Annotated in this window: 19 protein-coding genes; 11 read left to right on the top strand and 8 right to left on the bottom strand. The window is 59.8% G+C overall.

Annotated features, from left to right (window positions below; genetic code table 11):
- Positions 1-11: 11 nt before the first annotated feature.
- Complete coding sequence (locus tag J3P95_RS17510; RefSeq protein ID WP_434557991.1) at positions 12-1,406, bottom strand: class II fumarate hydratase; 1,395 nt, start codon at positions 1,404-1,406, stop codon at positions 12-14.
- A 191-nt stretch (positions 1,407-1,597) separates the two neighbouring features.
- Between J3P95_RS17510 and J3P95_RS17505 the strand changes: the two genes are divergently transcribed.
- The 5 genes from J3P95_RS17505 to J3P95_RS17485 all read left to right on the top strand — a co-directional run bounded on the left by J3P95_RS17505 (position 1,598) and on the right by J3P95_RS17485 (position 5,949).
- Positions 1,598-2,119: a DUF2059 domain-containing protein gene (locus J3P95_RS17505; protein ID WP_030141033.1), complete on the top strand. Its 522-nt coding sequence runs from the start codon at positions 1,598-1,600 to the stop codon at positions 2,117-2,119.
- 13 nt (positions 2,120-2,132) lie between these two features.
- On the top strand, positions 2,133-2,429 hold the full coding sequence (locus J3P95_RS17500; protein ID WP_434580324.1) for a BolA family protein: 297 nt from the start codon (positions 2,133-2,135) through the stop codon (positions 2,427-2,429).
- 126 nt (positions 2,430-2,555) lie between these two features.
- Positions 2,556-3,497 (top strand): rhodanese-related sulfurtransferase, encoded by a 942-nt coding sequence (locus tag J3P95_RS17495; RefSeq protein ID WP_434580326.1) that lies wholly within the window; start codon positions 2,556-2,558, stop codon positions 3,495-3,497.
- A 36-nt stretch (positions 3,498-3,533) separates the two neighbouring features.
- Positions 3,534-4,136 (top strand): DsbA family protein, encoded by a 603-nt coding sequence (locus tag J3P95_RS17490; RefSeq protein ID WP_434563881.1) that lies wholly within the window; start codon positions 3,534-3,536, stop codon positions 4,134-4,136.
- Positions 4,129-5,949, top strand: coding sequence for an ABC transporter ATP-binding protein (locus J3P95_RS17485; RefSeq protein ID WP_434580328.1), 1,821 nt, complete (start codon positions 4,129-4,131; stop codon positions 5,947-5,949). The genes J3P95_RS17490 and J3P95_RS17485 overlap by 8 nt, the downstream gene beginning before the upstream one ends.
- A 40-nt stretch (positions 5,950-5,989) precedes the next feature.
- Here J3P95_RS17485 and J3P95_RS17480 read toward each other — a convergent pair whose 3' ends face one another.
- Together J3P95_RS17480 and J3P95_RS17475 are read right to left on the bottom strand one after the other, a co-directional pair.
- A complete protein-coding gene (locus tag J3P95_RS17480) occupies positions 5,990-7,327 on the bottom strand; it encodes a deaminase domain-containing protein (protein WP_434580329.1) in 1,338 nt (445 codons plus the stop codon).
- Positions 7,318-10,533, bottom strand: coding sequence for a hypothetical protein (locus J3P95_RS17475; RefSeq protein ID WP_434580330.1), 3,216 nt, complete (start codon positions 10,531-10,533; stop codon positions 7,318-7,320). The genes J3P95_RS17480 and J3P95_RS17475 overlap by 10 nt, the downstream gene beginning before the upstream one ends.
- Before the next feature lie 292 nt (positions 10,534-10,825).
- Between J3P95_RS17475 and J3P95_RS17470 the strand changes: the two genes are divergently transcribed.
- Together J3P95_RS17470 and J3P95_RS17465 are read left to right on the top strand one after the other, a co-directional pair.
- Complete coding sequence (locus J3P95_RS17470; RefSeq protein WP_434557986.1) at positions 10,826-13,285, top strand: EAL domain-containing protein; 2,460 nt, start codon at positions 10,826-10,828, stop codon at positions 13,283-13,285.
- Positions 13,286-13,331: 46 nt separating this feature from the next.
- The gene (locus J3P95_RS17465) at positions 13,332-14,135 is read left to right on the top strand and encodes a TenA family transcriptional regulator (RefSeq protein WP_434557985.1); all 804 of its coding nucleotides are present in this window, start codon (positions 13,332-13,334) and stop codon (positions 14,133-14,135) included.
- A gap of 80 nt (positions 14,136-14,215) precedes the next feature.
- On the opposite strand, the gene J3P95_RS17460 is transcribed toward J3P95_RS17465, so the two are convergent.
- The 5 genes from J3P95_RS17460 to J3P95_RS17440 form a co-directional block, all read right to left on the bottom strand.
- Complete coding sequence (locus J3P95_RS17460; protein ID WP_434580333.1) at positions 14,216-15,142, bottom strand: GGDEF domain-containing protein; 927 nt, start codon at positions 15,140-15,142, stop codon at positions 14,216-14,218.
- A 357-nt stretch (positions 15,143-15,499) separates the two neighbouring features.
- Positions 15,500-16,240: a YciK family oxidoreductase gene (locus J3P95_RS17455; RefSeq protein ID WP_186643084.1), complete on the bottom strand. Its 741-nt coding sequence runs from the start codon at positions 16,238-16,240 to the stop codon at positions 15,500-15,502.
- Positions 16,241-16,278: 38 nt separating this feature from the next.
- The gene (gene mupP, locus J3P95_RS17450) at positions 16,279-16,950 is read right to left on the bottom strand and encodes an N-acetylmuramic acid 6-phosphate phosphatase MupP (protein ID WP_434557983.1); all 672 of its coding nucleotides are present in this window, start codon (positions 16,948-16,950) and stop codon (positions 16,279-16,281) included.
- Positions 16,951-16,954: 4 nt separating this feature from the next.
- Positions 16,955-17,653 carry a bifunctional 2-polyprenyl-6-hydroxyphenol methylase/3-demethylubiquinol 3-O-methyltransferase UbiG gene (ubiG, locus tag J3P95_RS17445; RefSeq protein WP_186610487.1) on the bottom strand — a complete coding sequence of 233 codons (699 nt, stop codon included), beginning with the start codon at positions 17,651-17,653 and terminating at the stop codon, positions 16,955-16,957.
- Positions 17,654-17,711: 58 nt separating this feature from the next.
- The gene (locus J3P95_RS17440; RefSeq protein ID WP_434557982.1) at positions 17,712-19,043 is read right to left on the bottom strand and encodes a TRZ/ATZ family hydrolase; all 1,332 of its coding nucleotides are present in this window, start codon (positions 19,041-19,043) and stop codon (positions 17,712-17,714) included.
- 106 nt (positions 19,044-19,149) lie between these two features.
- Between J3P95_RS17440 and mtnA the strand changes: the two genes are divergently transcribed.
- From mtnA to pheA, 4 genes are all read left to right on the top strand, one after another.
- On the top strand, positions 19,150-20,226 hold the full coding sequence (gene mtnA, locus J3P95_RS17435) for an S-methyl-5-thioribose-1-phosphate isomerase (protein ID WP_434557981.1): 1,077 nt from the start codon (positions 19,150-19,152) through the stop codon (positions 20,224-20,226).
- A 375-nt stretch (positions 20,227-20,601) separates the two neighbouring features.
- The gene (gene gyrA / locus J3P95_RS17430) at positions 20,602-23,256 is read left to right on the top strand and encodes a DNA gyrase subunit A (RefSeq protein WP_186637058.1); all 2,655 of its coding nucleotides are present in this window, start codon (positions 20,602-20,604) and stop codon (positions 23,254-23,256) included.
- A gap of 338 nt (positions 23,257-23,594) precedes the next feature.
- Positions 23,595-24,680, top strand: a complete 1,086-nt coding sequence (serC, locus tag J3P95_RS17425; protein WP_434580335.1) for a 3-phosphoserine/phosphohydroxythreonine transaminase — start codon at positions 23,595-23,597, stop codon at positions 24,678-24,680.
- Positions 24,680-25,774: a prephenate dehydratase gene (gene pheA / locus J3P95_RS17420; protein ID WP_003199233.1), complete on the top strand. Its 1,095-nt coding sequence runs from the start codon at positions 24,680-24,682 to the stop codon at positions 25,772-25,774. Before serC ends, pheA begins: the two co-directional genes overlap by 1 nt.
- Positions 25,775-25,786 lie beyond the last annotated feature (12 nt).

Genomic DNA, 25,786 nt, shown 5'->3' with positions numbered 1-25,786 from the left:
GTCAGTAGGACTCAGCCCTGGCTACCGGCCTCCAGCATGTTCTCCGGCCTGACCCAGGCATCGAATTCCTCATCGGTCAGATACCCCAGCTGCAACGCAGCTTCGCGTAGGGTCAGCCCTTCGCCGTAGGCTTTCTTGGCGATTTCGGCGGATTTGTCGTAGCCGATGTGCGGGTTCAGTGCCGTCACTAGCATCAACCCACGCTCCAGGTGCGCCGCCATCTGCTCGGCATCCGGTTCGAGGCCGGCAATGCAGTGCTGCTGGAAGTTGCTGCAGCCGTCGGCCAGCAGGCGGATCGATTGCAGCAGGTTGTGGATGATCACCGGCTTGAACACGTTCAATTGCAAGTGCCCCTGGCTGGCGGCAAAACCGATTGTCACGTCGTTGCCCAGTACCTGGCACGCCAGCATCGACAAGGCTTCGCACTGGGTCGGATTGACCTTGCCGGGCATGATCGAGCTGCCTGGCTCGTTGGCAGGCAGTTTCACCTCGGCAAACCCGGCCCGTGGCCCGGAGCCCAGCAGGCGCAGGTCGTTGGCGATTTTCATCAAGGTCACGGCCAGGGTTTTCAGTGCGCCGGACAGTGTTGTCAGCGGCTCATGGCCGGCCAGCGCGGCGAACTTGTTCGGCGCGGTGACGAACGGCAAGCCGGACAACGCTGCCAATTCAGCGGCAATCGCTTCGCCGAAGCCATGGGGCGAGTTGAGCCCGGTGCCCACTGCGGTGCCGCCCTGTGCCAGCTCGCAGACCGCCGGCAATGCCGCGCGGATCGCCCGTTCGGCGTAGTCAAGCTGGGCAATGAAGGCCGACAGCTCCTGGCCAAAGGTGATTGGCGTGGCATCCATCATGTGGGTGCGACCGGTCTTGACCAGCTTCATATGGCGCGCCGCCAGTTCCGCGAGGCCGCCCGACAATTCGCTGATGGCCGGCAACAACTGCTGGTGCACGGCCTGGGCAGCGGCGATGTGCATGGCGGTGGGGAAACAATCATTGGAGCTCTGCGAGCGGTTGACGTGGTCGTTGGGGTGCACCGGGCTCTTGCCGCCGCGCGGGTTGCCCGCCAGCTCGTTGGCGCGTCCGGCGATCACCTCGTTGACGTTCATGTTGCTCTGGGTCCCGCTACCGGTCTGCCAGACCACCAGCGGGAACTGGTCGTCATGCTGGCCGGCCAACACCTCGTCGGCTGCCTGTTCGATCAAGCGGGCGATGTCGGCGGGCACGTCGCCATTGCGGTCGTTGACCCTGGCGGCGGCTTTCTTGACCAGCGCCAGGGCATGCAGCACCGACAGCGGCATGCGTTCATCGCCGATGGCAAAATTGATCATGGAGCGCTGTGTCTGGGCGCCCCAATAGGCTTCATCCGGGACTTCAACCTGGCCAAGGCTGTCGGTTTCGATACGGCTCATCGGGTCAAACTCCTGTTGGTCTGAATGCGCAGTTTAGGCCCAGACGGGCGACATGGGTTCCCTCAATCTAGGAAGGGACGGTTCGGTCCGTCAATCGGACCCTGCGAGGAACGGGGTTGAGCCCTGGCGTTTTTTAGGCGCAGAATGGTCGCCCTTGGGGTTTTGCCTCGCCTGTTAGATAAGGAAACTCGATGACCCGTCTTCGTGCCATCTGTACCGCAGTTGCTCTGGTGTGTGCCAGCGGCCCTGTTCTTGCCGATACCGCCAGCCACAACGCCAGTGCCGAAGCGTTCCTGACCCTGGCGCATGCCGACAAGCTGGGTACCCCGGTCTACATGCAAGTCCAGCAGATGTTCGCCCAGCGCTTTGAACAGACCAAGGCACCTGAGTCGAAAAAAGCCACCCTCGAGACTTACCAGGCCAAGGCCAACGCCGCGCTGGACCAAGCCATCGGCTGGAACAAGCTCAAGCCGGACATGGTCAAGCTCTACACCAGCAACTTCAGCGAGTCCGAGCTCAAGGACCTGGTGTCCTTCTACCAGTCGCCCCTGGGCAAGAAAGTCTTGGAAAAAATGCCCCAGCTGACCCAGCAATCGGCCCAACTGACCCAGGCCAAGCTGGAAAGCGCGGTACCGGTGGTCAACAAGCTGCTGGCGGACATGACCGCCGAGCTCGAGCCAAAAGCCGCCGCCCCGGCCAAGAAAAAGCCATAAGCGGAGCCCTGGCATGAGCATGCAACAACGCATCGAATCGACCCTCGGGCTGCTGCAGCCCGAGCACCTGCAAGTGTTGGACGAAAGCCACATGCACAGCCGTGGCCAAGAAACCCACTTCAAGGCCGTGGTGGTCAGCCAGCAGTTCGAAGGGCTCAACCGGGTCAAGCGTCACCAGAAGGTCTACGGCACGCTCGGCGAGCTGATGGGCGAGTTTCATGCGTTGGCGCTGCACACCTACACGCCCGGGGAATGGGCGCAAATCGACGCGGCGCCGGCTTCGCCGACCTGTGCCGGCAATCGGCAGTAGCCAGCGACAAGCTTCAAGCGACAAGCTATGCGTAGGGCTTGAGCTTGTCGCTTGAAGCTTGTAGCTTGCCGCTGCTTTCTATATCCGGTTCACCCTTTGCGAGGGTAGCCACCTGGAGAAATACCCATGACACCACCGATTGTCGTGGCGGCACTGTATAAGTTCGTCACCCTGGAAGATTACGTCGAGCTGCGCGAGCCCCTGCTCAAGGCGATGCTCGACAACGGCATCAAGGGCACCCTGCTGATTGCCGAAGAAGGCATCAACGGCACCGTTTCCGGCACCCGCGAGGGGATCGACGGCTTGATGGCCTGGCTCAAGAACGATCCGCGCATGGACGACATCGACCACAAAGAGTCGTATTGCGACGAACAGCCGTTCTACCGCACCAAGGTCAAGCTCAAGAAAGAAATCGTCACCCTCGGCGTGGAAGGCGTGGACCCGAACAAGCAGGTCGGCACCTATGTCGAGCCACAGGACTGGAACGCGCTGATCAACGATCCGGAAGTCTTGCTGATCGACACGCGCAACGATTACGAAGTCGCGATCGGCACCTTTGAAGGTGCCGTCGATCCGAAGACCACCAGCTTCCGCGAATTCCCCGAGTACATCAAAGCCAACTTCGACCCCGCCAAGCACAAGAAAGTCGCCATGTTCTGCACCGGTGGCATTCGTTGCGAGAAGGCTTCGAGCTATATGCTTGGCCAAGGATTCGACGAGGTCTATCACCTCAAGGGCGGCATCCTGAAGTACCTCGAAGAGGTGCCCCAGGAAGAAACCAAATGGCGCGGTGACTGCTTTGTGTTCGACAACCGCGTGACCGTGCGCCATGACCTCAGCGAAGGCGACTACGATCAATGCCATGCCTGCCGTACCCCGGTGAGCGTGGAAGATCGCGCGTCGCAACACTATGTGCCGGGCATCAGCTGCCCGCATTGCTGGGATAAGCTGAGCGAGAAGACCCGTCGTAGCGCCATCGACCGGCAAAAGCAGATCGAATTGGCCAAGGCACGCAACATGCCCCATCCAATCGGCTACAACTACAAGCAATCATCTTCCGAGGCTTGAGCCATGGCGTCGCGCCTGCTGTATGTAATGGACCCGATGTGTTCCTGGTGCTGGGGCTTCGCGCCAGTGGCCGAGGCGTTGGCCGAGCAGGCCCAGGCCGCGGGCGTGGAGTTGCACTTGGTCGTGGGCGGCTTGCGCACCGGCAGCGGTTCGGCCCTGGAGCCGACGACCCGGCGCTATATTCTTGAACATTGGCAGGCGGTCACCGAGGCCACCGGCCAGCCGTTCAAGCTTGAAGGCGCGCTGCCGGACGGTTTCGTCTACGACACCGAACCCGCGTGTCGGGCGCTGGTGACAGCGCGCAGCCTGGCGCCGGACCTGGCCTGGAAGCTGCTGAAGCTGATCCAGCAGGCGTTTTATGTGCAAGGTCGCGACGTGACCCACGCCAGCGTCCTGGTGGAACTGGCCGAGCAGGCCGGGTTGCCCCGCATTGAGTTCGCCGCAGCATTCGACCGCGCCGAACAACATGCAGCCACGGCCGCTGATTTCACCTGGGTACAAGATTTGGGCATTGCCGGGTTTCCCACGCTGCTGGCCGAGCGCGACGGCCAGTTGGCCTTACTGACCAACGGCTACCAACCCCTGGAGCAATTGTCGCCGTTGCTCGGGCGCTGGCTGGAGCGCGCGGCCTGTGCCTGACCTGCCCGATGATGGCGCACCCGCCACGCGCCGCATCGATCGCTTGAGCTGGGCGGAAATTCGTCGCCTGGCCCTCACGCACAAGAAAGCCCTGTGGATCGCCAACGGCGTCGCCGTGCTGGCGACCTTATGCAGCGTACCGATCCCGCTGCTGTTACCGCTGCTGGTAGACGAAGTGCTGCTGGGCCACGGCGATGCGGCATTGAAAATCATGAACAATGCGCTGCCGACAGCCTGGCAAAGCGCGGCCGGTTACATCGGGCTGATGCTGCTGGTGACGTTGATGCTGCGGTGCGGCGCGTTGCTCTTCAACGTCTTGCAGGCGCGACTGTTCGCCAGCTTGGCCAAGGATATTGTCTATCGCATCCGTATCCGGCTGATCGAGCGCCTCAAGCGTATTTCCCTCGGTGAATATGAAAGCCTCGGCAGCGGTACGGTGACCACGCACTTGGTCACCGACCTGGACACCCTCGACAAGTTCGTCGGCGAAACCCTCAGTCGGTTCCTGGTCGCCATGCTGACCTTGGTGGGCACCGCCGGCATCCTGATGTGGATGCATTGGAAGCTGGCGCTGCTGATCCTGTTGTTCAATCCCTTGGTGATCTATGCCACGGTGCAGCTGGGCAAACGGGTCAAGCACCTGAAGAAACTGGAAAATGACAGCACCTCGCGCTTTACCCAGGCCCTGACCGAAACCCTGGACGCTATCCAGGAAGTGCGGGCCGGCAACCGCCAGGGGTTCTTCATCGGCCGACTGGGGATGCGTGCCCGGGAAGTGCGCGACTACGCGGTGAATTCGCAGTGGAAAACCGATGCCTCGAACCGTGCCAGCGGTTTGCTGTTTCAGTTTGGTATCGATATTTTCCGCGCCGCGGCCATGCTCACCGTGCTGTTTTCCGACCTGTCCGTCGGCCAGATGCTCGCGGTGTTCAGCTACCTGTGGTTCATGATCGGCCCGGTGGAGCAACTGCTGAACCTGCAATACGCCTACTACGCGGCATCAGGCGCCTTGAACCGCATCAATGAATTGCTGGCCCGGGCCGACGAGCCGCAGTACCGCGGCGGCGCCAACCCGTTCAAGGGGCGCGACACCGTCGGCATCGACATCCAAGGGCTCAGGTTCGGCTATGGCGAGGAAATGGTGCTCGATCAACTGAACCTGTCCATTTCGCCGGGGGAGAAGGTCGCGATCGTTGGCGCCAGCGGCGGCGGCAAGAGTACCTTGGTGCAACTGTTGCTGGGCCTGTACACGCCGCAGGCCGGCAGCATCCGGTTCGGCGGCGCGACCCAGCAGGAAATCGGCCTGGAAACCATCCGGGAAAATGTCGCGGTGGTGCTGCAGCATCCGGCGTTGTTCAACGACACGGTGCGGGCTAACTTGACCATGGGCCGTGAACGCAGTGACGAGGCCTGTTGGCGGGCGCTGGAAATTGCCCAGCTGCACAGCACGATCCGGGAATTGCCCAACGGCCTGGACAGCGTCGTCGGGCGTTCCGGTGTTCGTTTATCCGGTGGGCAGCGCCAGCGTCTCGCGATTGCCAGGATGGTGCTGGCGGAACCCAAGGTGGTAATCCTCGACGAAGCCACCTCGGCGCTGGACGCCGCCACGGAATACAACCTTCATCAGGCACTGGCGCGGTTCCTGAGTGGACGCACGACGTTGATCATTGCGCACCGGTTGTCCGCGGTAAAACAGGCTGACCGTGTGTTGGTGTTCGACGGCGGACAAATCGCCGAAGACGGCGACCACCAGCAGCTGATTGCCGATGGTGGTTTGTACGCCAGGCTTTATGGGCATTTGCAACGGCATTGAATGCCTGGAATGTGATTCGGGTGAAGCGCTGGCTCAGCTCTCAAGGTTGACGGCGTTCACCCCATATAACGTTCAACGAATCTGCTCCACGCGAATGACCGAATTCCTTCATGACGATCGCACAGGAATCGCACGGAGGCAGCGTCGTGGCAATGGTCATTGAACGGATATCTGCGTTATTGGGATATTTTTCACGGATGAAACCGACCAGTTTGCTTTCGCTGTCAGCGGAGGTCACTTGACCCTGTACGTCCGAACGACTCGAGTGTGGTATCGATAGCACCCTGTTATCTGGGCCAATTGAAAGGGAGGTGGGCACAACAGGGCCCGCAATCTCATCCATGTTAAAGTAGTTGGTTCCATTGACTTCTACTTGTCTGGGATTGGAATTGAACAAGGGTAAATGCCGAGTAAAATCGTTGACGCCGGAGACGCTGACATAGACTTCGGTTTTTCCTGAAGCAAGGACAAGGTGGGCGAATGCTATATTTTTTTTATACCTTGGAAGGATATTCTGCAGCGCTGTCATGGCCTCGTTTATAGGGAGGGATTCTTTTTTGAAGAGTGCGCCGAAAACGGAAGTGGTCATGTTCGTCGCCTGCCTTGGGGCGGACGTGGCGGGTTTCCATAAGGAGGTGCCGTTGGGCAGTTCGACGACCATCATTCTCGTGCGATGATCAAATAGAAGTGCTTCGGCAGGGGAGGTGTCGACTGTTATCCATTTCATGTTTTTGGGCGGGGCTGGGGTGACGCCGATAGGGATCGAGAAATCGTCCATGTTTTTCAGCGCTTGTTCAACTTTTTCTATACCGTGTACCCGAGCCATGTTGTTTGCATTGAGTGAACCATCATAAATTCGTTTCAACTCCTCTCCGTATCCTTCTTTCCACGCACTGGGCTCCTGTTTTAGCAGTTTCAATGTTTTGGTATCATTCGTGGCCGAGAGTCTAAATGCGTAGTAGTTGTCATTTAGTCGGGTGAAGATGTAATTGAATTTCTCATCGAGAGAGGGCACGATGATTGCCCCGATTCGATGGACGTCGTTGATACCCTCTGCGGTGCCGGTGACCCTGATGCCGGCATATATACCCGTCTGAAATTCTATCGTTACGTCTATTGTTAGCTTAGGTTTGGGGGTTCTGGTAGGCAGGTAGATCCATTCTGGTTTACCTGTATATCTGATGTGCGTGCCATTTTTGAATTCATATATCTTTCCTTGATAATCGAATATGGCTCTATCTCTAATGCTCGCTGGTTCGACGAGAACGTCGCCAAACCAGGGTGCCCAGCTCTTTTCTGAACTGACTGTTCCCAAGACAGGGCGCTCGAAAATATCGCCGGTCAGCGAGTAAGAACTGCAAATTTTATTTAGCGGCATGGCAATTTCCTAAAGTTTTTAGTGATGTCCAAGGTGTCGACCCTGCGCAGGGCGCCGTCTTCCAATCGATAAGGAACGTCATCCAAATAGAAGGTCCGGCTACCGTCGACTTCCAGCACTTCTTTCACCTGGGTATTGCCAGGAATCTTGAAGAGACTATTGGATTCGGTTTTGCCCAACAGGTCGTATCGGGAAGGGCCCAACGACAATCCGGAATGTTCAGTCGTCAGGGCAGGCCCGTAGGGTTTGGTGGACAAAGGGTCGACCAAGCGAAAGTCGGATTTGCCGTGGGAGGCGATATTACGCACCGGGGCATCTTCAATTTCATAGACCGTGGCCAGTCGATCTTTTGTCGACAGAGGACGCCATCGGCCCGGATCGGTCGCTTGCGGCACGCCTTGCAAAAAGTCGTAGCGACCTGCTCGGCCGCTTAATGTCTTGAGGCTTAGATAACCTTTTTTGCTGAGTCTGAACAGGCTCAGGCCACCCGCCTTAAGCAGCGAGGGAATGCCATCAAGTGGATTCAAGGTGGAATTGAGGAGAACGCCTACGTTTTTTGCAAGTAAAGGCAGTTTTTTAGTGAAGGTAAGTTTGCCCCCCACTCTGATTATCTTCATGGAACCGGACGCAAATTTCCCAAAGGGAAATACGAAGGCTGCGAGGTCAAGGGTTAAACCCAACAAACCCTCATTTATTTTCTTTCTTTGACCTGAGCTCAGGTTCTCTATGCTTTCCCAGAATGGAATGAATGACTTTATTACGCTTATTAGCTTGTCAAGATTCGCCTGTTGGCGGTCAAATTCGGTTTGGCCGTAACAGGCGCGGCGCAACTCCGCTTCGTCAATAAAAAGGAGCCGGTCGGCAATGTGATTGGCGATCGACTGGATGGACGTTGATTCCAAAGTGGCAGGTGAAATGTCGGGGGGATCGCTATTCATTAATTTACCCAGCGTGCCGCCAATTTGATCCATGATAGCTTGGCATTGCATGTTTTTTTCGGGAACTGTTCCGTTGATGTGAGCGTTCCAATCAAAAGGCAAGTGTTTATTTTTATCTTGGAACGACCAAAAAATGCCGGGAGCTATTTGCTCGGCAGGGTTCATCTGTGGTCCGAACGTTGTCGTTGCGCCGATATGGTGCGGCGCGATATCCGGGCGGGGACGAATGACGCCCGCTCGCGGCACAAGTTCGTAGTAAGTTACCTTGCCATCGTAAGTGGCTTCTAAAATAAAACCGCAGCGGGCGCGCAGGGGTAGTGTTTCTTCTTCGACTCCTATGACGCCGCCCATATCACCGGTTGGTTGTCTGAGGCTGTAGAGCTTGATGGTGCCGTATTCCAATGCCCGCCGATCAATCAAAGGAAGCGAGGCGATTTGGTGAATGATCAATTGCTGGTAGGCGCTGCTAATGAGCTTGATATAATTTTTGAGTTGGGTGTCGAATAGGTTTTCTATGTTTGGCAGTGTCTTTCCTTTGAGCTGGCGACCGAAAAGATTGGTATCTACTATGCCCTCTTCGGATAGGGTCAACCACGCCGTCTGTGGCGGGTTGATGAACCACTTTGCCTTGCTCAACTCTCCAGATGCATACACATCAACAAGCGAATATCGGGAGTGGAATGACGGACCGGTTTTCCATGTACCACTCCCGATGGAGAAAGCGGACGCCTCTCTCTCCATTTTCCATCCCGTCAAGAAACGGCTATGCCCAAATAGCTTTGTCAGCTCTAGTGTCGCGATCTTCAGTCTGTCGGGCGGCCTTTTGTCGAGATCGGTGACAGCACGACTTAAATGGGCGATGGCCTCATCGAGTTTTCGCATGGCCTTTTCGATGGTCTGCACCGAGTAGTCTGCATCGGTACGTTCAGGAACGAAGCCGTTGGTAACCGCCCAGTCCAGAGCGGGTTGGAGTCTTGTGATTGAAGCGAGTTTAAGATCTTCGGCGTTGCCTTCATCAATGTATTCGTTGGGCAGGTCCATCAGTTGCTGGACGCTCAGTCGCAGCAGCAGCGTTGGATCAATGGCATTGGCAAGCTGGACGCCATGGACAAAGTTGACCCAAACAGTCGAGCTCCGGTAGGGCAGTTCCGCGGGAATGTCGGGGATCTGCAATTCCAGGGGAAACGATGAGCGATACAAGCAGGCCAGCAAGACCGACTCATTCACCGATGAAGCGCGTTCCGAGGTACGTAGATATGACTCGAACGCCAGCCATATCGCTTCGTAGCTCTTGCCCCAATTGGAGGGCGCCTGCCATTGATAGCCGGCGATAGCACCCTCTGGCTCGTTTTTCCCGGCCAATAACCAAAGATCAATGGCTTTGACCAGCAATTTGATTCGTACGCTTGGAGCACTGTCTTCGCCGTGATGACCGCCGTACCATTCCAAGGCTCGCAACAGCGCCTCCGTCAACGCCTCAGCCTTTTCCGACAGCAGGATTTTTTCGAGATAAAACGATGGTTTAGCTCGTAACTCCTCGATCGTCAGGCTGGCTATGTCTATCGGGCTAAGGTGCGCCAGTAACGATGTACGAAGTTGCGGAAGGTGTTCACCCATCGTCTCCATAATCAGATCGTCTACGGACTTGTTCTTGACGGCGGAGCCGTGACCCAGTTCGTCGAGACGGATTGCGTTGCCCAGTCCCAATGAATGACGGGCGCGCTTTTCTTCCAGTGCCAAGATCGCGGCTTCGCGTTGTTTATCATCCAGCGGATCGGCGAGCGGGATCCCGTAAAACCAGGCCATTCTTGCGAACGTAACCTCGCCATTCTGACGAATCTGGCCGCCAAGTTTTCGTACGGTTCTTTCAATATTTGAAAGCCACCCGTCCCATACGGGATGCTTGCCAAGTGGAATTGGAAGGGTGACTTCGCTGTTACTCGGACGTGTTTCGTAGACGGCTTTTCCGTCTTTCAATGTGACGGTTAAATTGTACGGGGAGGCTCCTACTGTTTTGCACAATGCCCGGTAGTCTTCATGTTGCGCCAACGCCTGTAGCGAGCGCTGTCCGGTCTCGTCCTCCAAGTACATGGGAGAGCAACGCGTCGGTTTAATCAAGGTACTGGCAAGCTTCTCGGGAGATGTGTTTCGGATCAGCGAGAGCAAAGAATCGTAGTCGCCCAATAAGCCTTCATGTTTTTCGGCAGGGGATGGGACTGGGCTCAGTGATGAGGCCGTTGGCGGTTCGGGCGTGAGCAGTGATGACATATCCATGGTTCTCGGTGGTTAATACGGGTCCCCGCTAGCGTGATAATTCGCAATGTCAGGGGGCGTATCAAAACACTCCGAAAAAGAGGGTTGTGGTACATATGTATATCGCGACAAAACTATCGGGGCGCGAGTGTCCAAAGGCGCTGCTCGCCCTTCTCTTGCGCCCGGTCCGTGGGGCTGCAGGGGATCAAATAAATGTGCCGCCTCTTGCGGGGAACCGCTGCGCCTCCTAGTCTTGCGGGGATGACCGGCGTCAACGCCGATCGCTGCTACTTGTGCAAGGGACCTCATGAAGCAAAAGCGGACTCTCGGAACGCCACGGTTGTTGGGCATCGTCTGGCCCTTTATTGCTGTTGTGCTATTTCAAGCATTGCTTGGGGGGGTCAGCCTTTACGTATTGTCTGCAGTTCGCGGTTACGTGGCGGGGGAGAGCCTTTGGTCCAAGGGCCAGAAAGACGCCATCTATTATCTCAATCTCTACGCCGACAGCCGTGACGAGGCGATTTTTCGCAAGTATCAACAAGCCATCGCCGTACCCGAGGGCGGGCATGATTTGCGCGTGGCCCTGGACCGCGAGCCGCCGGATCTTGAGGCGGCACGGACCGGGATTCTTCAAGGTGGCAATCACCCGGACGACGTGTCCAGCCTGATCTGGCTGTACCTCAATTTTCGCCATTTCAGTTACCTGGAAGAAGCCATCGATCTCTGGACAGTCGGCGATGGCTACTTGACCGAACTGGATAATGTCGCCCGGCAGATGCACCGCAGCATCACGGCGGGAGAGGTCTCGGACGCTGATGTCCGCGGCTGGAAAGCGCAGATTTTCGCGATCAACGATTCCGTCACCCCGGCCGCCAAGGCGTTCAGCGATGCGTTGGGCGAAGGGTCGCGGTTCATCCTGCGCCTGCTGCTGGTGACCAACTTCGCCACGGCCCTGGGGCTGATCGTCCTGGCCCTGTTGCGCACGCACAAACTGTTGGCCCAGCGGCAGGTCTTCGCCAATGCGTTGCAATTGGAGAAGGAGCGGGCGCAAATCACCCTGCAATCGATCGGCGACGGCGTAATCACCACGGACGTTGATGGCGCCATCGCCTACATGAACCCCGCCGCCGAAGCGATGACCCATTGGAAAGCCGAGCATGCGGCGGGCCTACCCCTGGCGGCGCTGTTCAATCTGCTCGACGACAACGCCCAGACCGAGGGGCTGACGCTGATCGAACACATCCTCAGCGGGCGACTGGGCGGCGGCAGCGAACATTCCAAGCTGATCCAGAGGCTGGACGGCAGCACCGTCTCGGTCACGCTGGTGGGCGCGCCGATCCGCCATGCCGGCAAGGTCAGCGGCGCGGTGCTGGTGCTGCACGACATGACCCAGGAGCGCCAGTACATCGCCAACCTGTCGTGGCAGGCCACTCACGATGCCCTGACCGGCCTGGCAAACCGCCGCGAATTCGAATACCGCCTCGAACAAGCCCTGCATAACCTGACGCGCCAAGTCGGGCGCCACGCCTTGATGTTCCTCGACCTAGACCAGTTCAAGTTGGTCAACGACACCTGTGGCCACGCGGCGGGTGATGAACTGTTGCGGCATATTTGTGCCTTGCTGCAATCGGGGCTGAGGGAAAACGACACGTTGGCCCGACTGGGTGGCGATGAATTCGGCATCTTGCTGGAGAACTGCGCACCGGAGGCTGCGGAGAAAATCGCCGAAGGCCTGCGCCAGACCGTGCAGAACCTGCATTTTGTCTGGAAAGGCCGGCCGTTCGTGACCACCGTCAGCATCGGCCTGGTGCACATCTCCCAGAGCCCGACGACGCTGGAGGCATCCCTGCGCGCTGCGGACATGGCGTGCTACATGGCCAAGGAGAAGGGCCGGAACCGGGTCCAGGTCTACCATGCCGACGATTCGGAACTGTCCCTGCGGTTCGGCGAAATGGCTTGGGTCCAACGCCTGCACATGGCGTTGGAAGAAAATCGTTTCTGTCTCTACGCCCAGGAAATTGCCGCGTTGGGCCCGGGTGACCATGGCGGCGGACACATCGAGATCCTGCTGCGCCTGCATGACGAGGCGGGCCGGATGATCCTGCCGGACAGTTTCATTCCAGCCGCGGAGCGTTATGGCCTGATGACGTCGCTGGACCGTTGGGTGGTGGAGAATGTCTTCAAGATCATTCGCCAATGCCTGAATGAATCGCGCCAGGGGCCGTTGGCCATGTGTGCGATTAATCTGTCAGGCACAACTATAGGAGATCAGGCGTTCCTGGACTTCCTGCGTAAACAGTTCGCGGCATACTCGATCCCCCCAGAAATGATTTGTTTTGAAATTACCGAGACCAGCGCAATTTCGAATTTGGGCAGCGCGATTCGATTTATCAATGAACTCAAAGGTTTGGGTTGTTATTTTTCGCTGGATGACTTTTGCGCCGGAATGTCTTCGTTCGCTTACCTGAAACATTTACCTGTAGACTTCTTGAAGATCGATGGGAGTTTCGTAAAGGATATGCTGGACGACCCGATTAACCGGGCAATGGTCGAAGTGATCAATCACATCGGCCACGTCATGGGTAAGCGTACGATCGCCGAGTTTGTAGAAACGGCACAGATCGAACAGGCGCTGTTGGAGATCGGCGTGGATTTCGCTCAGGGGTATGTCATCGAGCGTCCACAGTTGTTTACCTGTGACACCTTGCAATGCCGGCCGGCCAGGCCTCAACCGTTGTTATTCAAGGCCCCCGGCACGTTCCGCTGAAACTCTCGTTAGTCCGCAGAAAATCACAATCAAAAGGAGCCCGACAGTGATCGAGACATTCAACCGAACAGGCCCGCTCATGGACGCTGAAAGCTATCCAAAATGGGCACAACAGCTCATTGCCGATTGCAGCGAGAGCAAGCGCCGGGTTGTCGAACACGAACTGTATCAACGCATGCGCGATAACAAGCTCAGCGCCAAGACCATGCGCCACTATCTTATCGGTGGTTGGCCGGTCGTTGAACAGTTCGCCTTATACATGGCACAGAACCTCACCAAGACACGCTTCGCCCGCCATCCCGGCGAGGACATGGCGCGTCGCTGGCTGATGCGCAACATTCGTGTCGAACTCAATCACGCCGACTACTGGGTGAACTGGAGCGCCGCCCATGGCGTGACGCTCGAGGACCTGCAAGCACAGCAGGTGCCGCCCGAACTGCACGCACTGAGCCATTGGTGCTGGCACACCAGCTCGGCGGACGCGTTGATCGTGGCCATCGCCGCGACCAACTATGCCATCGAGGGCGCGACCGGGGAGTGGTCGGCGCTGGTGTGTTCCAACGGCGTCTATGCGTCGGCATTCGCCGAGGAAGACCGCAAGCGCGCCATGAAGTGGCTGAAGATGCACGCCCAATATGACGACGCTCATCCGTGGGAAGCGCTGGAAATCATCTGCACGCTGGCGGGCATGAACCCGAGCAAGGCGCTGCAAATGGAACTGCGCCAGGCTGTGTGCAAAAGCTACGACTACATGTACCTGTTCCTGGAACGCTGCATGCAGCTGGAGCAATCGGAAGCCGCCGGAAAACCTTCGGCCGCCCGTGAGCGTCTGGCATTAGCCGGAAGCTGATCCCCAATAGCGTCACCCCTGCGGAAGCGAGCAACCCGCTTGCGCAGGGGAAACGCGCTCCCATCAAACCAGCTCGGCTGTCAGCCCGCCATCGCCAGCCGGTTCCGCCCCTCACGCTTTGCCACATACAGCGCACTGTCAGCCCGACGCAACAGGCTTTCGGCTGACTCGGCCGGCAGCAACGTCGCGCATCCCAGGCTGACCGTCAATTCGATCCTCGTGCCAGCAGCAAAGTAATCCTGCGCCTGCGCCGCATAACGCAGCCGCTCACCGACCAAAGCCGCGGCATCCCGGCTGGTGTTGGACAGCAGGATCAAGAACTCTTCGCCACCAAACCTGAACACCATGTCCACGTTGCGCAATTGATGCTTGATCGAGTCGGCCACGGCCTTGAGCACTTCGTCGCCGACGCCATGCCCATGGCTGTCATTGATACGCTTGAAGTGGTCGATGTCCAGCATCAACAGCGACAGCGGTTGCATGTGACGCCTGGCCATGTCGATTTCGCGTTCCAGCGTCTGGTCCATGGCGATGCGGTTGCCGGTGCCGGTCAGCGGATCGCGCAGGGCACTTTGCGTGGCGGCGCGGTAAAGCAAGGCGTTGCGCAGCGGAAAGAACAGCGAGGACAGTATCGACTCGAGCTCGGTCTGTTCCGAGTCGGCGAAGCGTTGATTGCGGCGGAACACCAGTTCACCCAAGTGCTCGCCTTCATGGCTGAGGTGGTAAGTGAGCTGGTGATGGCCGCGCTGGCCAAACTCCAGGCGCAGGTCACTGGGCTTATGCTGATAGGTCAACGCGTCCAGAGGCACCAGTCGTTGAACTTCGCGAAAGAACAGGCCGAGGATCCTCTGCGGCTCCAGGCTGGTCTGCAACTGCTGGCTCAATTGCTGGCGCAATTGGGAAAGGCTGACGGGCCGCGCCATGAGCGGCGACGGCAGGGCCAAACCCAGGCGTTGCAACTTTGCGCTGTCGAAGTCGATCGCGTTGGTCTGTGTGGGCGTTTTCATATTGGCGTGAGCCCCTGAGCTGAATCGATCCTGGCCGGCGGGGTGAAGCGGCTCTAGGCTGCGCGTCGTACTGATCCATCAGTCCCGTTGGGCATCGCTCTGAGTTTAGTCCGCTTACTCGGCGGGCGTTTCCCATCGATGTCCACAACTCGCCGGACATGGCGTGTATGGAAGAGTTAGAGCGAAAGTCGTGCCATTCGGTTCATATTGAAAAAATCGGGCGACGAATCAATAAGTTGCGATCGGCAGGCGGGCTTCAGACGGGCGGAGGGCGGCGGGGGCTTGGCGTTTCGCCTGGGTGCCGCAGCGCAGAAGGGCGCGTCGCGACGGTAAATCGCCGCGACGCGGGGCAGGCGGTTATTGCGCGTTGAAAGCCTGGCCGTTGACGCCGAGGCTGTCCGGGCCCATCAGGTACAGGTACACCGGCATGATGTCCTCAGGCGTCGGGTTGTTGAGTGGATTCTCCCCCGGATAGGCCTGGGCGCGCATGCTGGTGCGGGTAGCGCCGGGGTTGATGCTGTTGGAGCGCACCGGCGCGACCGTGTCGACTTCGTCGGCCAGGGTTTGCATCAGCCCCTCGGTGGCGAACTTGGACACGCCATAAGCGCCCCAGTAAGCCCGGCCCTTGCGCCCAACGCTGCTGGAGGTGAACACCACGGACGCATCCTTGGACAGCTTGAGCAATGGCAACAAGGTACTGGTGAGCATGAACATGGCGTTCACGTTGACTTGCATCACCCGCATGAAATTCTCACCGGACAATTGCTCCAGCGGCGTGCGCGGGCCGATGATCGAGGCGTTGTGCAGCAGGCCGTCGAGGTGTCCGAATTCGGTCTCGATCATCGCGGCCAGTTCATCGTACTGATGGGGCAGGGCAGTTTCGAGATTGAAGGGGATCACCGCCGGCTGCGGATGACCGGCCGCCTCGATTTCATCGTAGACCTGGGTCAGGTTGGCCTCGGTCTTACCCAGCAACAGCACGGTAGCGCCGTGGGCTGCGTAAGCCTTGGCGGCAGCTGCCCCGATACCGCGACCGGCGCCGGTGACCAGGATGATCCGGCCTTCGAGCAGGTCGGGACGGGCGGAGTAGTCAAACATAAAAAACCTCAACAAATGAAAGCCGCACGTGAATCAGGTCAGCAACTGCACAACGCGTTATCCAGCACTTCGCGCAGCGCCAAAGGATGGTCGATCACCACATCCGCGCCCCAGTGCTCGGGGTTATCGTCCGGGTGGATGTAACCGTAGGTCACCGCACAGGTCTTGGTGCCGGCGCTGCGACCGGACTCGATGTCGCGCAGGTCATCACCGACGAACAGCACGCTGGCCGGGTCCAGGTCGAGCAGTTTGCACGCAAGGATCAGCGGCTCGGGATCTGGCTTGCTGTTTTTCACATGGTCGGGACAGACCAGCACTTTCGAGCGCTCGGCCAAGCCCAGTTGCTGCATGATCGGTTCGGCGAAACGCACCGGCTTGTTGGTGACCACGCCCCAGATCAGGTTGGCCGCCTCGATATCGGCGAGCACTTGCGCCATGCCGTCGAACAGGTGGCTGTGAACCGCGCAACCCTTGAGGTAACGGTCGAGGAATTCCTGGCGCAGCGCCTCGAACCCCGGGGACTCCGGGTCCATGGAGAAGGTCACCGCGACCATCGCCCGGGCCCCGCCGGAGATCTCGTCGCGGATGTGCTGCGTGTTCATGGGGGGAAGGCCACGGTCGGCGCGCATGGCCTGGCAGATGGCGATGAAATCTGGCGCGGTGTCGAGCAGCGTGCCGTCCATGTCGAAGAGAACCGCTTTGAGACGCATCGAGTCATTCCTCGCGCAGGGTCTGGATCATGTAGTTGACGTCAACGTCGGCGGCCAGCTTGTAGTGCTTGGTCAGCGGGTTGTAGGTCAGGCCGATGATGTCCTTGACGGTCAGCCCGGCCATGCGGCTCCAGGCGCCCAGTTCGGAAGGACGGATGAATTTCTTGAAGTCATGGGTGCCGCGCGGCAGCAGCTTCATGATGTATTCGGCGCCGATGATTGCGAACAGGTACGCTTTCGGGTTGCGGTTGATGGTGGAAAAAAACACCTGGCCACCGGGCTTGACCATCTGGAAGCAGGCGCGGATCACCGAGGAGGGGTCCGGCACGTGTTCGAGCATCTCCAGGCACGTGACCACGTCGAATTGCCCGGGCATTTCTTCGGCGAGGGCTTCGGCGGTGGTCTGCCGGTATTCGACGCTGACGCCGGATTCCAATTGATGCAGTTGCGCAACCGCCAGCGGCGCCTCGCCCATGTCGATGCCCATCACGGTAGCGCCGCGCAAGGCCATGGCTTCGCTGAGGATCCCGCCACCACAGCCGACGTCGAGGACTTTCTTGCCGGCCAGGCTGACCCGTTCGTCAATCCAGTTGACCCGCAGCGGGTTGATGTCGTGCAGCGGTTTGAATTCGCTCTCGCGGTCCCACCAGCGATGGGCCAGGGCTTCGAACTTGGCAATTTCAGCGTGGTCGACGTTGCTCATGTGCAGATCCTCGAAAAACTTGAAAAATCGGGTACCCGAGCCGTGGCTCAAGGGTGTGTCATTCGTTCTGGCCGCTGACGCGGCGTCCCCAGGCCTGGGCCGTGGCGATCAGTTGCGACTCGTCCATGCGCGTCAGGCGGCCATCCTCCAGCAGCGGCTTGCCGGCCACCCACAGGTGTTTCACGCAATGGCGGCCCGTGGCATAGATCAACTGCGAAACCGGGTCGTAGATCGGTTGCTGGGCCAGGCCGGACAGGTCGAAGGCCACCAGGTCGGCGGCCTTGCCGACTTCCAGCGAACCGACCGTCGCTTCGATGCCCAGCGCCCGGGCGCCATTGAGCGTGGCCATGCGCAGCGCCCGATGGGCGTCCAGGGCCGTGGCCGAACCGGCGACCGCTTTCGCCAACAGGGCGGCGGTGCGGGTTTCGCCGAGCAGGTCCAGGTCATTGTTGCTTGCCGCGCCGTCGGTGCCGACCGCCACGTTGACGCCGGCCTGCCACAGGCGTTCCACCGGGCAGAAACCGCTGGCCAGCTTCAGATTCGATTCCGGACAATGGATCACGCTGCAGTTGTTTTCTACCAGCAGCGCCTGGTCCTCGTCGCTGACCTGGGTCATGTGCACAGCCTGGAAGCGCGGTCCCAGCAGGCCCAGTCGCGCCAACCGGGCCATCGGCCGCTCGCCGGTGTTATCCACAGCCTGCTGCACTTCGAAGGCGGTTTCGTGAACGTGCATGTGAATGGCCGCATCCAACTCCTCGGCGATCACGCGAATCTTCTCCAGGTTCTCGTCGCCCACGGTGTACGGGGCGTGAGGACCGAATGCGACTTTGATCCGCGGATGATGCTTGAGGTCGCCAAATAACTCGATGCCCTGACGAATGGCTTCGTCGGCGCTGGCGGCGCCCGGAATCGGGAAATCGAGGATCGGGATGGCGATTTGTGCGCGAATGCCGCTGTTGTGCACGCGCTCGCTGGCAACCTTGGGATAGAAGTACATGTCGGAGAAACAGGTGATGCCGCCCTGGATCTGCTCGGCGATCGCCAGGTCGGTGCCGTCGCGGACGAAGTCCTCGTCGACCCATTTACCCTCGGCGGGCCAGATATGCTGTTCCAGCCAGGTCATCAGCGGCAGGTCGTCGGCCAGGCCACGGAACAACGTCATCGCCGCGTGACCGTGGGCATTGACCAAGCCCGGGCTGAGCAGCATGCCGGGCAGTTCGCGAACCTCCTTGGCAGCGCATTGCATGGCTTCGGCCCGTGGGCCGATGAACACGATGCATCCGTCGCGAATGCCCAGGCCATGATCCTTGAGCACCACACCGGCGGGTTCGACAGGCACCAACCAGGTCGGCAGCAATAATAAGTCGAGCGCAACGGCAGGCTTGGGCATCGTGGAACGGTTCCATGGGTTATAAAGGATGGCGAAGTATACCCGAGCGTCTTCGCGGAGGGATCGCTATAATCGGCGGCTTTTGTTCATGAGTGCGGGGTGAAGGATGCGCGATCGACTGTTGGCTGCGGAGAAGGTGAAGGCCATCGATTGGCGTGATGGCGCTCTTTATCTGCTGGATCAGCGTGTTTTGCCGTTCGAGGAAAACTGGATCGCCTACACCAGTGCGACCGGCGTGGCCGAGGCCATTCGTTCGATGGTGGTGCGCGGCGCGCCGGCCATCGGCATCAGCGCCGCCTATGGCGTGGTGCTGGCGGCGCGGGCGCGAGTGGCCGAGGGTGGCGACTGGCAGGCGGCGCTGGAGAGCGATTTTGCCTTGCTGGCCGACTCGCGGCCGACGGCGGTGAACCTGTTCTGGGCGCTGGACCGGATGCGCGATCGCTTGGCGCGTCTCAAAGAGCACGCCGAACCGCTGGCAGCCCTTGAAGCCGAAGCCATCGCGATCCACGAAAGCGACCGCGAGGCCAATCTGACGATGGCGCAGCTGGGCGTCGACCTGATCCGCAAGCACCAGGGCAACGCCCAGGCCATCCTGACCCATTGCAACACCGGCGCCCTGGCGACCGGCGGCTTTGGTACCGCCCTCGGGGTGATTCGCGGGGCGTTCCTCGAAGGCATGGTCGAGCGTGTCTACGCCGACGAAACCCGCCCGTGGCTGCAAGGCTCGCGCCTTACGGCGTGGGAGCTGGCCAACGAAGGCATTCCGGTGACGCTCAATGCCGACTCCGCCGCCGCCCACATCATGAAAACCAAGGGTGTGACCTGGGTCATCGTCGGTGCCGACCGCATCACCGCCAATGGCGACGTGGCAAACAAGATCGGCACCTACCAGTTGGCGGTCTGCGCCATGCACCACGGCGTGCGCTTCATGGTGGTGGCGCCGAGCTCGACCATCGACATGAGCCTGGCCAGCGGTGACGATATCCCCATCGAAGAGCGTGACGGCCGCGAGCTGCTGGAAGTCGGCGGCAAGCGAGTCGGGGCGGATGCCGACGCCTTCAATCCGGTGTTCGACGTGACCCCGGCGGACCTGATCGATGCGATCGTGACGGAGAAGGGTATCGTCGAGCGGCCGGACACCGCGAAAATGGCACAACTCATGTGTCGCAAGCGCTTGCATTGAGGCATTTGCGTTACCCGCCGCAGCATCGTCGCGAACAGGCTCGCGAGGGTGCTCGCAAAGGCCGCAAATGAGCTGAAATCGAGCCACGAAACTGCATTCGCAGCGCTTCTAAGCCTCTCTCGTCCAATATCAGCCTGTCATCGGTCAACTAACTACGCACCATGCGCATCTGGGGGATAGGTGCGTGGCGGCTCTTGTGATAACATCCGGCGGTTTCCAGGGCTGCCTCGCGAGGTGGCCTTTACTGCGCAGATCCATGGCATAACTCGTTGATTTGTCGTAAGTCGCTGCACGGCACTTGTCCTGCAGCGGCGAGCTTCGTTCGTCCCATCTGGACGTGACGAGGTTTCACCAGAAAAAGGAATCAGGCTTCTCATGGGCGAACTGGCCAAAGAAATCCTCCCGGTCAATATCGAAGACGAGCTGAAACAGTCCTACCTCGACTACGCAATGAGCGTAATCGTCGGGCGGGCGCTGCCGGATGCGCGCGATGGCTTGAAGCCCGTGCACCGGCGCGTGCTGTTCGCGATGAGCGAGCTGGGCAACGACTTCAACAAGCCGTACAAGAAATCCGCCCGTGTCGTCGGCGACGTGATCGGTAAGTATCACCCCCACGGCGACACTGCCGTGTACGACACCATCGTCCGGATGGCGCAGCCGTTCTCCCTGCGCTACCTGCTGGTCGACGGCCAGGGCAACTTCGGTTCGGTGGACGGTGACAACGCCGCGGCCATGCGATACACCGAAGTGCGCATGACCAAGCTGGCCCACGAGCTGCTGGCCGACCTGCACAAGGAAACCGTGGACTGGGTGCCGAACTACGACGGCACCGAGATGATCCCGGCGGTCATGCCGACGCGTATCCCGAACCTGCTCGTCAACGGCTCCAGCGGTATCGCCGTGGGCATGGCGACCAACATCCCGCCGCACAACCTCGGTGAAGTCATCGACGGTTGCCTGGCCCTCATCGATAATCCCGAGCTGTCCATCGATGAGCTGATGCAATACATCCCCGGCCCCGATTTCCCGACGGCCGCGATCATCAACGGTCGCGCCGGCATCATCGAGGCCTATCGCACCGGTCGCGGTCGCATCTACATGCGTGCCCGCTCGACCATCGAAGACATCGACAAGGTCGGTGGCCGCCAGCAGATCGTCATCACCGAACTGCCGTACCAGCTGAACAAGGCCCGCCTGATCGAGAAGATCGCCGAGCTGGTGAAAGAGAAGAAGCTTGAAGGCATCACCGAGCTGCGTGACGAGTCCGACAAGGACGGCATGCGCGTCGTGATCGAGCTGCGTCGTGGCGAAGTGCCGGAAGTGATCCTCAACAACCTCTACGCCCAGACCCAGTTGCAAGCGGTGTTTGGTATCAACATCGTCGCGCTGATCGACGGTCGTCCGCGGATCCTGAACCTCAAGGACCTGCTGGAGGCCTTCGTGCGTCACCGTCGCGAAGTGGTGACCCGTCGCACGGTGTTCGAGCTGCGCAAGGCCCGCGAGCGAGGCCACATTCTCGAAGGCCAGGCCGTTGCCCTGTCGAACATCGACCCGGTGATCGCCCTGATCAAGGCCTCGCCAACGCCGTCGGAAGCCAAGGAAGCGCTGATCAGCACGCCTTGGGAATCCTCGGCAGTGGTGGCGATGGTCGAACGTGCCGGCGCCGATTCGTGCCGGCCCGAGAACCTCGATCCGCAATACGGCCTGCGCGAAGGCAAGTACTTCCTGTCGCCGGAACAGGCGCAAGCCATTCTTGAACTGCGCCTGCACCGTTTGACCGGCCTGGAGCACGAGAAGCTGCTGGCCGAGTACCAGGAGATCCTCAACCAGATCGGCGAGCTGATCCGCATCCTCAACAGCGCCACGCGCCTGATGGAAGTGATCCGCGAAGAGTTGGAAGTGATCCGCGCCGAATACGGCGATGTGCGCCGCACCGAGATTCTCGATGCGCGCCTGGACCTGACCCTCGGCGACATGATCCCGGAAGAAGAGCGCGTGGTGACCATTTCCCACGGCGGCTACGCCAAGACCCAGCCGCTGGCGGCCTACCAGGCCCAGCGCCGCGGTGGCAAAGGCAAGTCGGCGACCGGCGTCAAGGACGAGGACTACATCGCCCACCTGCTGGTCGCCAACAGCCACACCACGCTGTTGCTGTTCTCCAGCAAGGGCAAGGTGTACTGGCTGAAGACCTACGAGATCCCGGAAGCGTCCCGCGCCGCCCGTGGTCGTCCGTTGGTCAACCTGCTGCCGCTGGACAGTGACGAATACATCACCACCATGCTGCCGGTGGAGGAATACACCGAGGGTCACTTCATCTTCATGGCCACCGCCAAGGGCACCGTGAAGAAGACCCCGCTGGAATCCTTCAGCCGCCAGCGCAGTGTTGGCCTGATCGCCCTGGAACTGGACGAAGGCGACGTGCTGATTTCCGCTGCCATCACCGATGGCGAACGCGAAGTCATGCTGTTCTCCGACGGCGGCAAGGTCACGCGCTTCAAGGAGTCCGACGTTCGTGCCATGGGCCGTACCGCTCGTGGTGTGCGTGGCATGCGCCTGCCGGAAGGGCAGAAGCTGATTTCCATGCTGATCCCGGAAGAAGGCAGCCAGATCCTCACCGCTTCGGCGCGTGGTTATGGCAAACGCACGGCCATCAGCGAGTTCCCTGAGTACAAGCGTGGCGGCCAAGGCGTGATTGCAATGGTCAGCAACGACCGTAACGGCCGCTTGGTCGGTGCTGTCCAGGTGCTTGATGGCGAGGAAATCATGCTGATTTCCGACCAGGGCACCCTGGTGCGTACGCGTGTGGCCGAAGTGTCGAGCCTGGGGCGTAACACCCAGGGCGTGACGCTGATCAAACTCGCCAGCGACGAAACGCTGGTCGGGCTTGAGCGGGTCCAGGAGCCTTCGGAAGTCGAAGGCGAAGCGCTGGAAGGCGAGGAGTTCGACGGTACTCTTGCTACCGATGTTGACGACATGACCGGCGACCAACCGCTCGACGCTGCCGCAGACGAAGAAGAACCGCAGGACTAAGCGGACATGCAGGGGGCGGATGAAGATTCGCCCCCTTGTTGTTTGTCCCGTTTGAAAATTTGCGACACTGCACATCTCCTGAGGGGTAATGCTGCTCTCTTAAGGTTTGTTTGATTCATTGTGGCGAGGGAGCTTGCTCCCGCTGGGCTGCGCAGCGGCCCCTGTTTTTTGTGAGCGCTTCGCACTGGAGCGCCAGCCCGGTCAAGCGGGAGCAAGCTCCCTCGCCACGGATTCATCCATGCCTGAAGTGAATGGTAACCCTGTGGGGGCGAGCTTGCTGGCTCCCACAGTGCAGACCCAAAGATTTAAGTGACCACCAGATCAGAGCGAGATTGGATGTGAGCAAGAGAGCCTATAACTTCTGTGCCGGCCCGGCGGCGCTTCCTGAAGCGGTCCTGAAGCGTGCCCAGGGTGAACTTCTCGACTGGCATGGCAAGGGCCTGTCCGTCATGGAGATGAGCCATCGCAGCGATGAGTTCGTGTCCATCGCCACCAAGGCCGAGCAGGACCTGCGTGATCTGCTGAATATTCCGTCCAATTACAAAGTGCTGTTCCTCCAGGGCGGCGCCAGCCAGCAGTTCGCCCAGATTCCGCTGAACCTGCTGCCGGAAAGCGGCAAGGCCGACTACATCGACACCGGTATCTGGTCGCAGAAAGCCATCGAGGAAGCCTCGCGCTACGGCCACGTCAACGTTGCCGCCAGCGCCAAGGCCTACGATTACTTCGCGATTCCCGGCCAGAACGAGTGGAGCCTGTCCAAGGATGCGGCCTACGTTCATTACGCGCCGAACGAAACCATCGGCGGCCTGGAATTCAACTGGATCCCGGAAACCGGTGACGTGCCATTGGTGGCCGACATGTCTTCGGACATTCTGTCGCGCCCTGTGGATGTCTCCCGTTTCGGCATGATCTACGCCGGTGCGCAGAAGAACATCGGCCCGAGCGGCATCCTGGTCAGCATCATCCGTGAAGACCTGCTCGGTCGCGCCCGTTCCCTGTGCCCGACCATGCTCAACTACAAGGTCGCGGCCGACAACGGCTCGATGTACAACACGCCGCCGACCCTGGCGTGGTACCTGTCTGGCCTGGTGTTCGAATGGCTGAAAGAGCAGGGCGGTGTCGAGGCCATCGGCAAGCTCAACGAAGTGAAGCAGCGCACGCTGTATGACTTCATTGACGCCAGCGACCTCTACAGCAACCCGATCAACAAATCCGACCGCTCGTGGATGAACGTGCCGTTCCGCCTGGCGGACGACCGTCTCGACAAGCCGTTCCTGGCGGGCGCCGATGAGCGTGGGCTGCTGAACCTCAAGGGCCACCGCTCCGTCGGCGGCATGCGCGCCTCCATCTACAACGCCGTCGACATCAACGCCGTCAATGCGCTGATTGCCTACATGACAGAGTTCGAGAAGGAACATGGCTGATGTCTGAGCAAGAACTCAAGGCGCTGCGCCTGCGCATCGACGCCCTGGACGAGAAAGTCCTGGAGTTGATCAGCGAGCGCGCACGCTGCGCCCAGGAAGTGGCCCGGGTAAAAATGGCTTCGTTGGCCGAAGGCGAAGTACCGGTGTTCTATCGCCCTGAGCGCGAGGCCCAGGTGCTCAAGCGCGTCATGGAGCGCAACAAGGGACCGCTGGGCAACGAAGAGATGGCGCGGCTGTTCCGCGAAATCATGTCCTCGTGCCTGGCCCTTGAACAGCCGCTGAAAGTCGCCTACCTGGGGCCGGAAGGCACCTTCACCCAGGCCGCCGCCATGAAGCATTTCGGTCATGCGGTGATCAGCAAGCCGATGGCCGCCATCGACGAAGTCTTCCGCGAAGTGGCGGCAGGCGCGGTGAATTTTGGCGTGGTGCCGGTGGAAAACTCCACCGAAGGCGCGGTCAACCACACGCTGGACAGCTTCCTTGAGCACGACATGGTGATTTGTGGCGAAGTCGAGCTGCGCATCCACCATCACTTGCTGGTGGGCGAGAACACCAAGACCGACAGCATCAGCCGCATCTATTCCCACGCCCAGTCCCTGGCCCAGTGCCGCAAGTGGCTGGACGCCCATTACCCGAACGTCGAGCGCGTGGCGGTTTCGAGCAACGCCGAAGCGGCCAAGCGGGTCAAGGGCGAGTGGAACTCGGCGGCGATTGCCGGCGACATGGCGGCCGGCCTTTACGGGCTGACGCGCCTGGCCGAGAAAATCGAGGACCGCCCGGACAACTCCACGCGGTTCCTGATGATCGGCAGCCAGGAAGTGCCGCCAACCGGCGACGACAAGACCTCGATCATCGTCTCCATGAGCAACAAGCCCGGCGCGCTTCATGAGCTGCTGGTGCCGTTCCACGACAACGGCATCGACCTGACGCGGATCGAGACCCGTCCGTCGCGCAGCGGTAAATGGACCTACGTGTTCTTCATCGATTTCGTCGGCCACCACCGAGATCCGCTGGTAAAAGGTGTGCTGGAGAAAATCAGTCAGGAAGCAGTGGCACTCAAGGTGCTGGGTTCCTACCCCAAGGCAGTTCTTTAAGGGCGGATAGCT

The sequence above is a fragment of the Pseudomonas sp. Z5-35 genome (assembly GCF_051131945.1).
GTDB classification, from domain to species: Bacteria; Pseudomonadota; Gammaproteobacteria; order Pseudomonadales; family Pseudomonadaceae; genus Aquipseudomonas; species Aquipseudomonas marvdashtae.
Note: the sequence above shows the minus strand (reverse complement) of the source record. Positions and strands in the feature narration are given on the sequence as shown.

What these genes read in the sequence shown, in the direction of transcription:
- J3P95_RS17510 (WP_434557991.1), bottom strand. Translation starts at nt 1,406, where the DNA reads ATGAGCCGTATCGAAACCGACAGCCTTGGCCAGGTTGAAGTCCCGGAT.
- J3P95_RS17505 (WP_030141033.1), top strand. Translation starts at nt 1,598, where the DNA reads ATGACCCGTCTTCGTGCCATCTGTACCGCAGTTGCTCTGGTGTGTGCC.
- J3P95_RS17500 (WP_434580324.1), top strand. Translation starts at nt 2,133, where the DNA reads ATGAGCATGCAACAACGCATCGAATCGACCCTCGGGCTGCTGCAGCCC.
- J3P95_RS17495 (WP_434580326.1), top strand. Translation starts at nt 2,556, where the DNA reads ATGACACCACCGATTGTCGTGGCGGCACTGTATAAGTTCGTCACCCTG.
- J3P95_RS17490 (WP_434563881.1), top strand. Translation starts at nt 3,534, where the DNA reads ATGTGTTCCTGGTGCTGGGGCTTCGCGCCAGTGGCCGAGGCGTTGGCC.
- J3P95_RS17480 (WP_434580329.1), bottom strand. Translation starts at nt 7,327, where the DNA reads ATGCCGCTAAATAAAATTTGCAGTTCTTACTCGCTGACCGGCGATATT.
- J3P95_RS17475 (WP_434580330.1), bottom strand. Translation starts at nt 10,533, where the DNA reads ATGTCATCACTGCTCACGCCCGAACCGCCAACGGCCTCATCACTGAGC.
- J3P95_RS17470 (WP_434557986.1), top strand. Translation starts at nt 10,826, where the DNA reads ATGAAGCAAAAGCGGACTCTCGGAACGCCACGGTTGTTGGGCATCGTC.
- J3P95_RS17460 (WP_434580333.1), bottom strand. Translation starts at nt 15,142, where the DNA reads ATGAAAACGCCCACACAGACCAACGCGATCGACTTCGACAGCGCAAAG.
- J3P95_RS17455 (WP_186643084.1), bottom strand. Translation starts at nt 16,240, where the DNA reads ATGTTTGACTACTCCGCCCGTCCCGACCTGCTCGAAGGCCGGATCATC.
- mupP (WP_434557983.1), bottom strand. Translation starts at nt 16,950, where the DNA reads ATGCGTCTCAAAGCGGTTCTCTTCGACATGGACGGCACGCTGCTCGAC.
- ubiG (WP_186610487.1), bottom strand. Translation starts at nt 17,653, where the DNA reads ATGAGCAACGTCGACCACGCTGAAATTGCCAAGTTCGAAGCCCTGGCC.
- J3P95_RS17440 (WP_434557982.1), bottom strand. Translation starts at nt 19,043, where the DNA reads ATGCCCAAGCCTGCCGTTGCGCTCGACTTATTATTGCTGCCGACCTGG.
- mtnA (WP_434557981.1), top strand. Translation starts at nt 19,150, where the DNA reads ATGCGCGATCGACTGTTGGCTGCGGAGAAGGTGAAGGCCATCGATTGG.
- gyrA (WP_186637058.1), top strand. Translation starts at nt 20,602, where the DNA reads ATGGGCGAACTGGCCAAAGAAATCCTCCCGGTCAATATCGAAGACGAG.
- pheA (WP_003199233.1), top strand. Translation starts at nt 24,680, where the DNA reads ATGTCTGAGCAAGAACTCAAGGCGCTGCGCCTGCGCATCGACGCCCTG.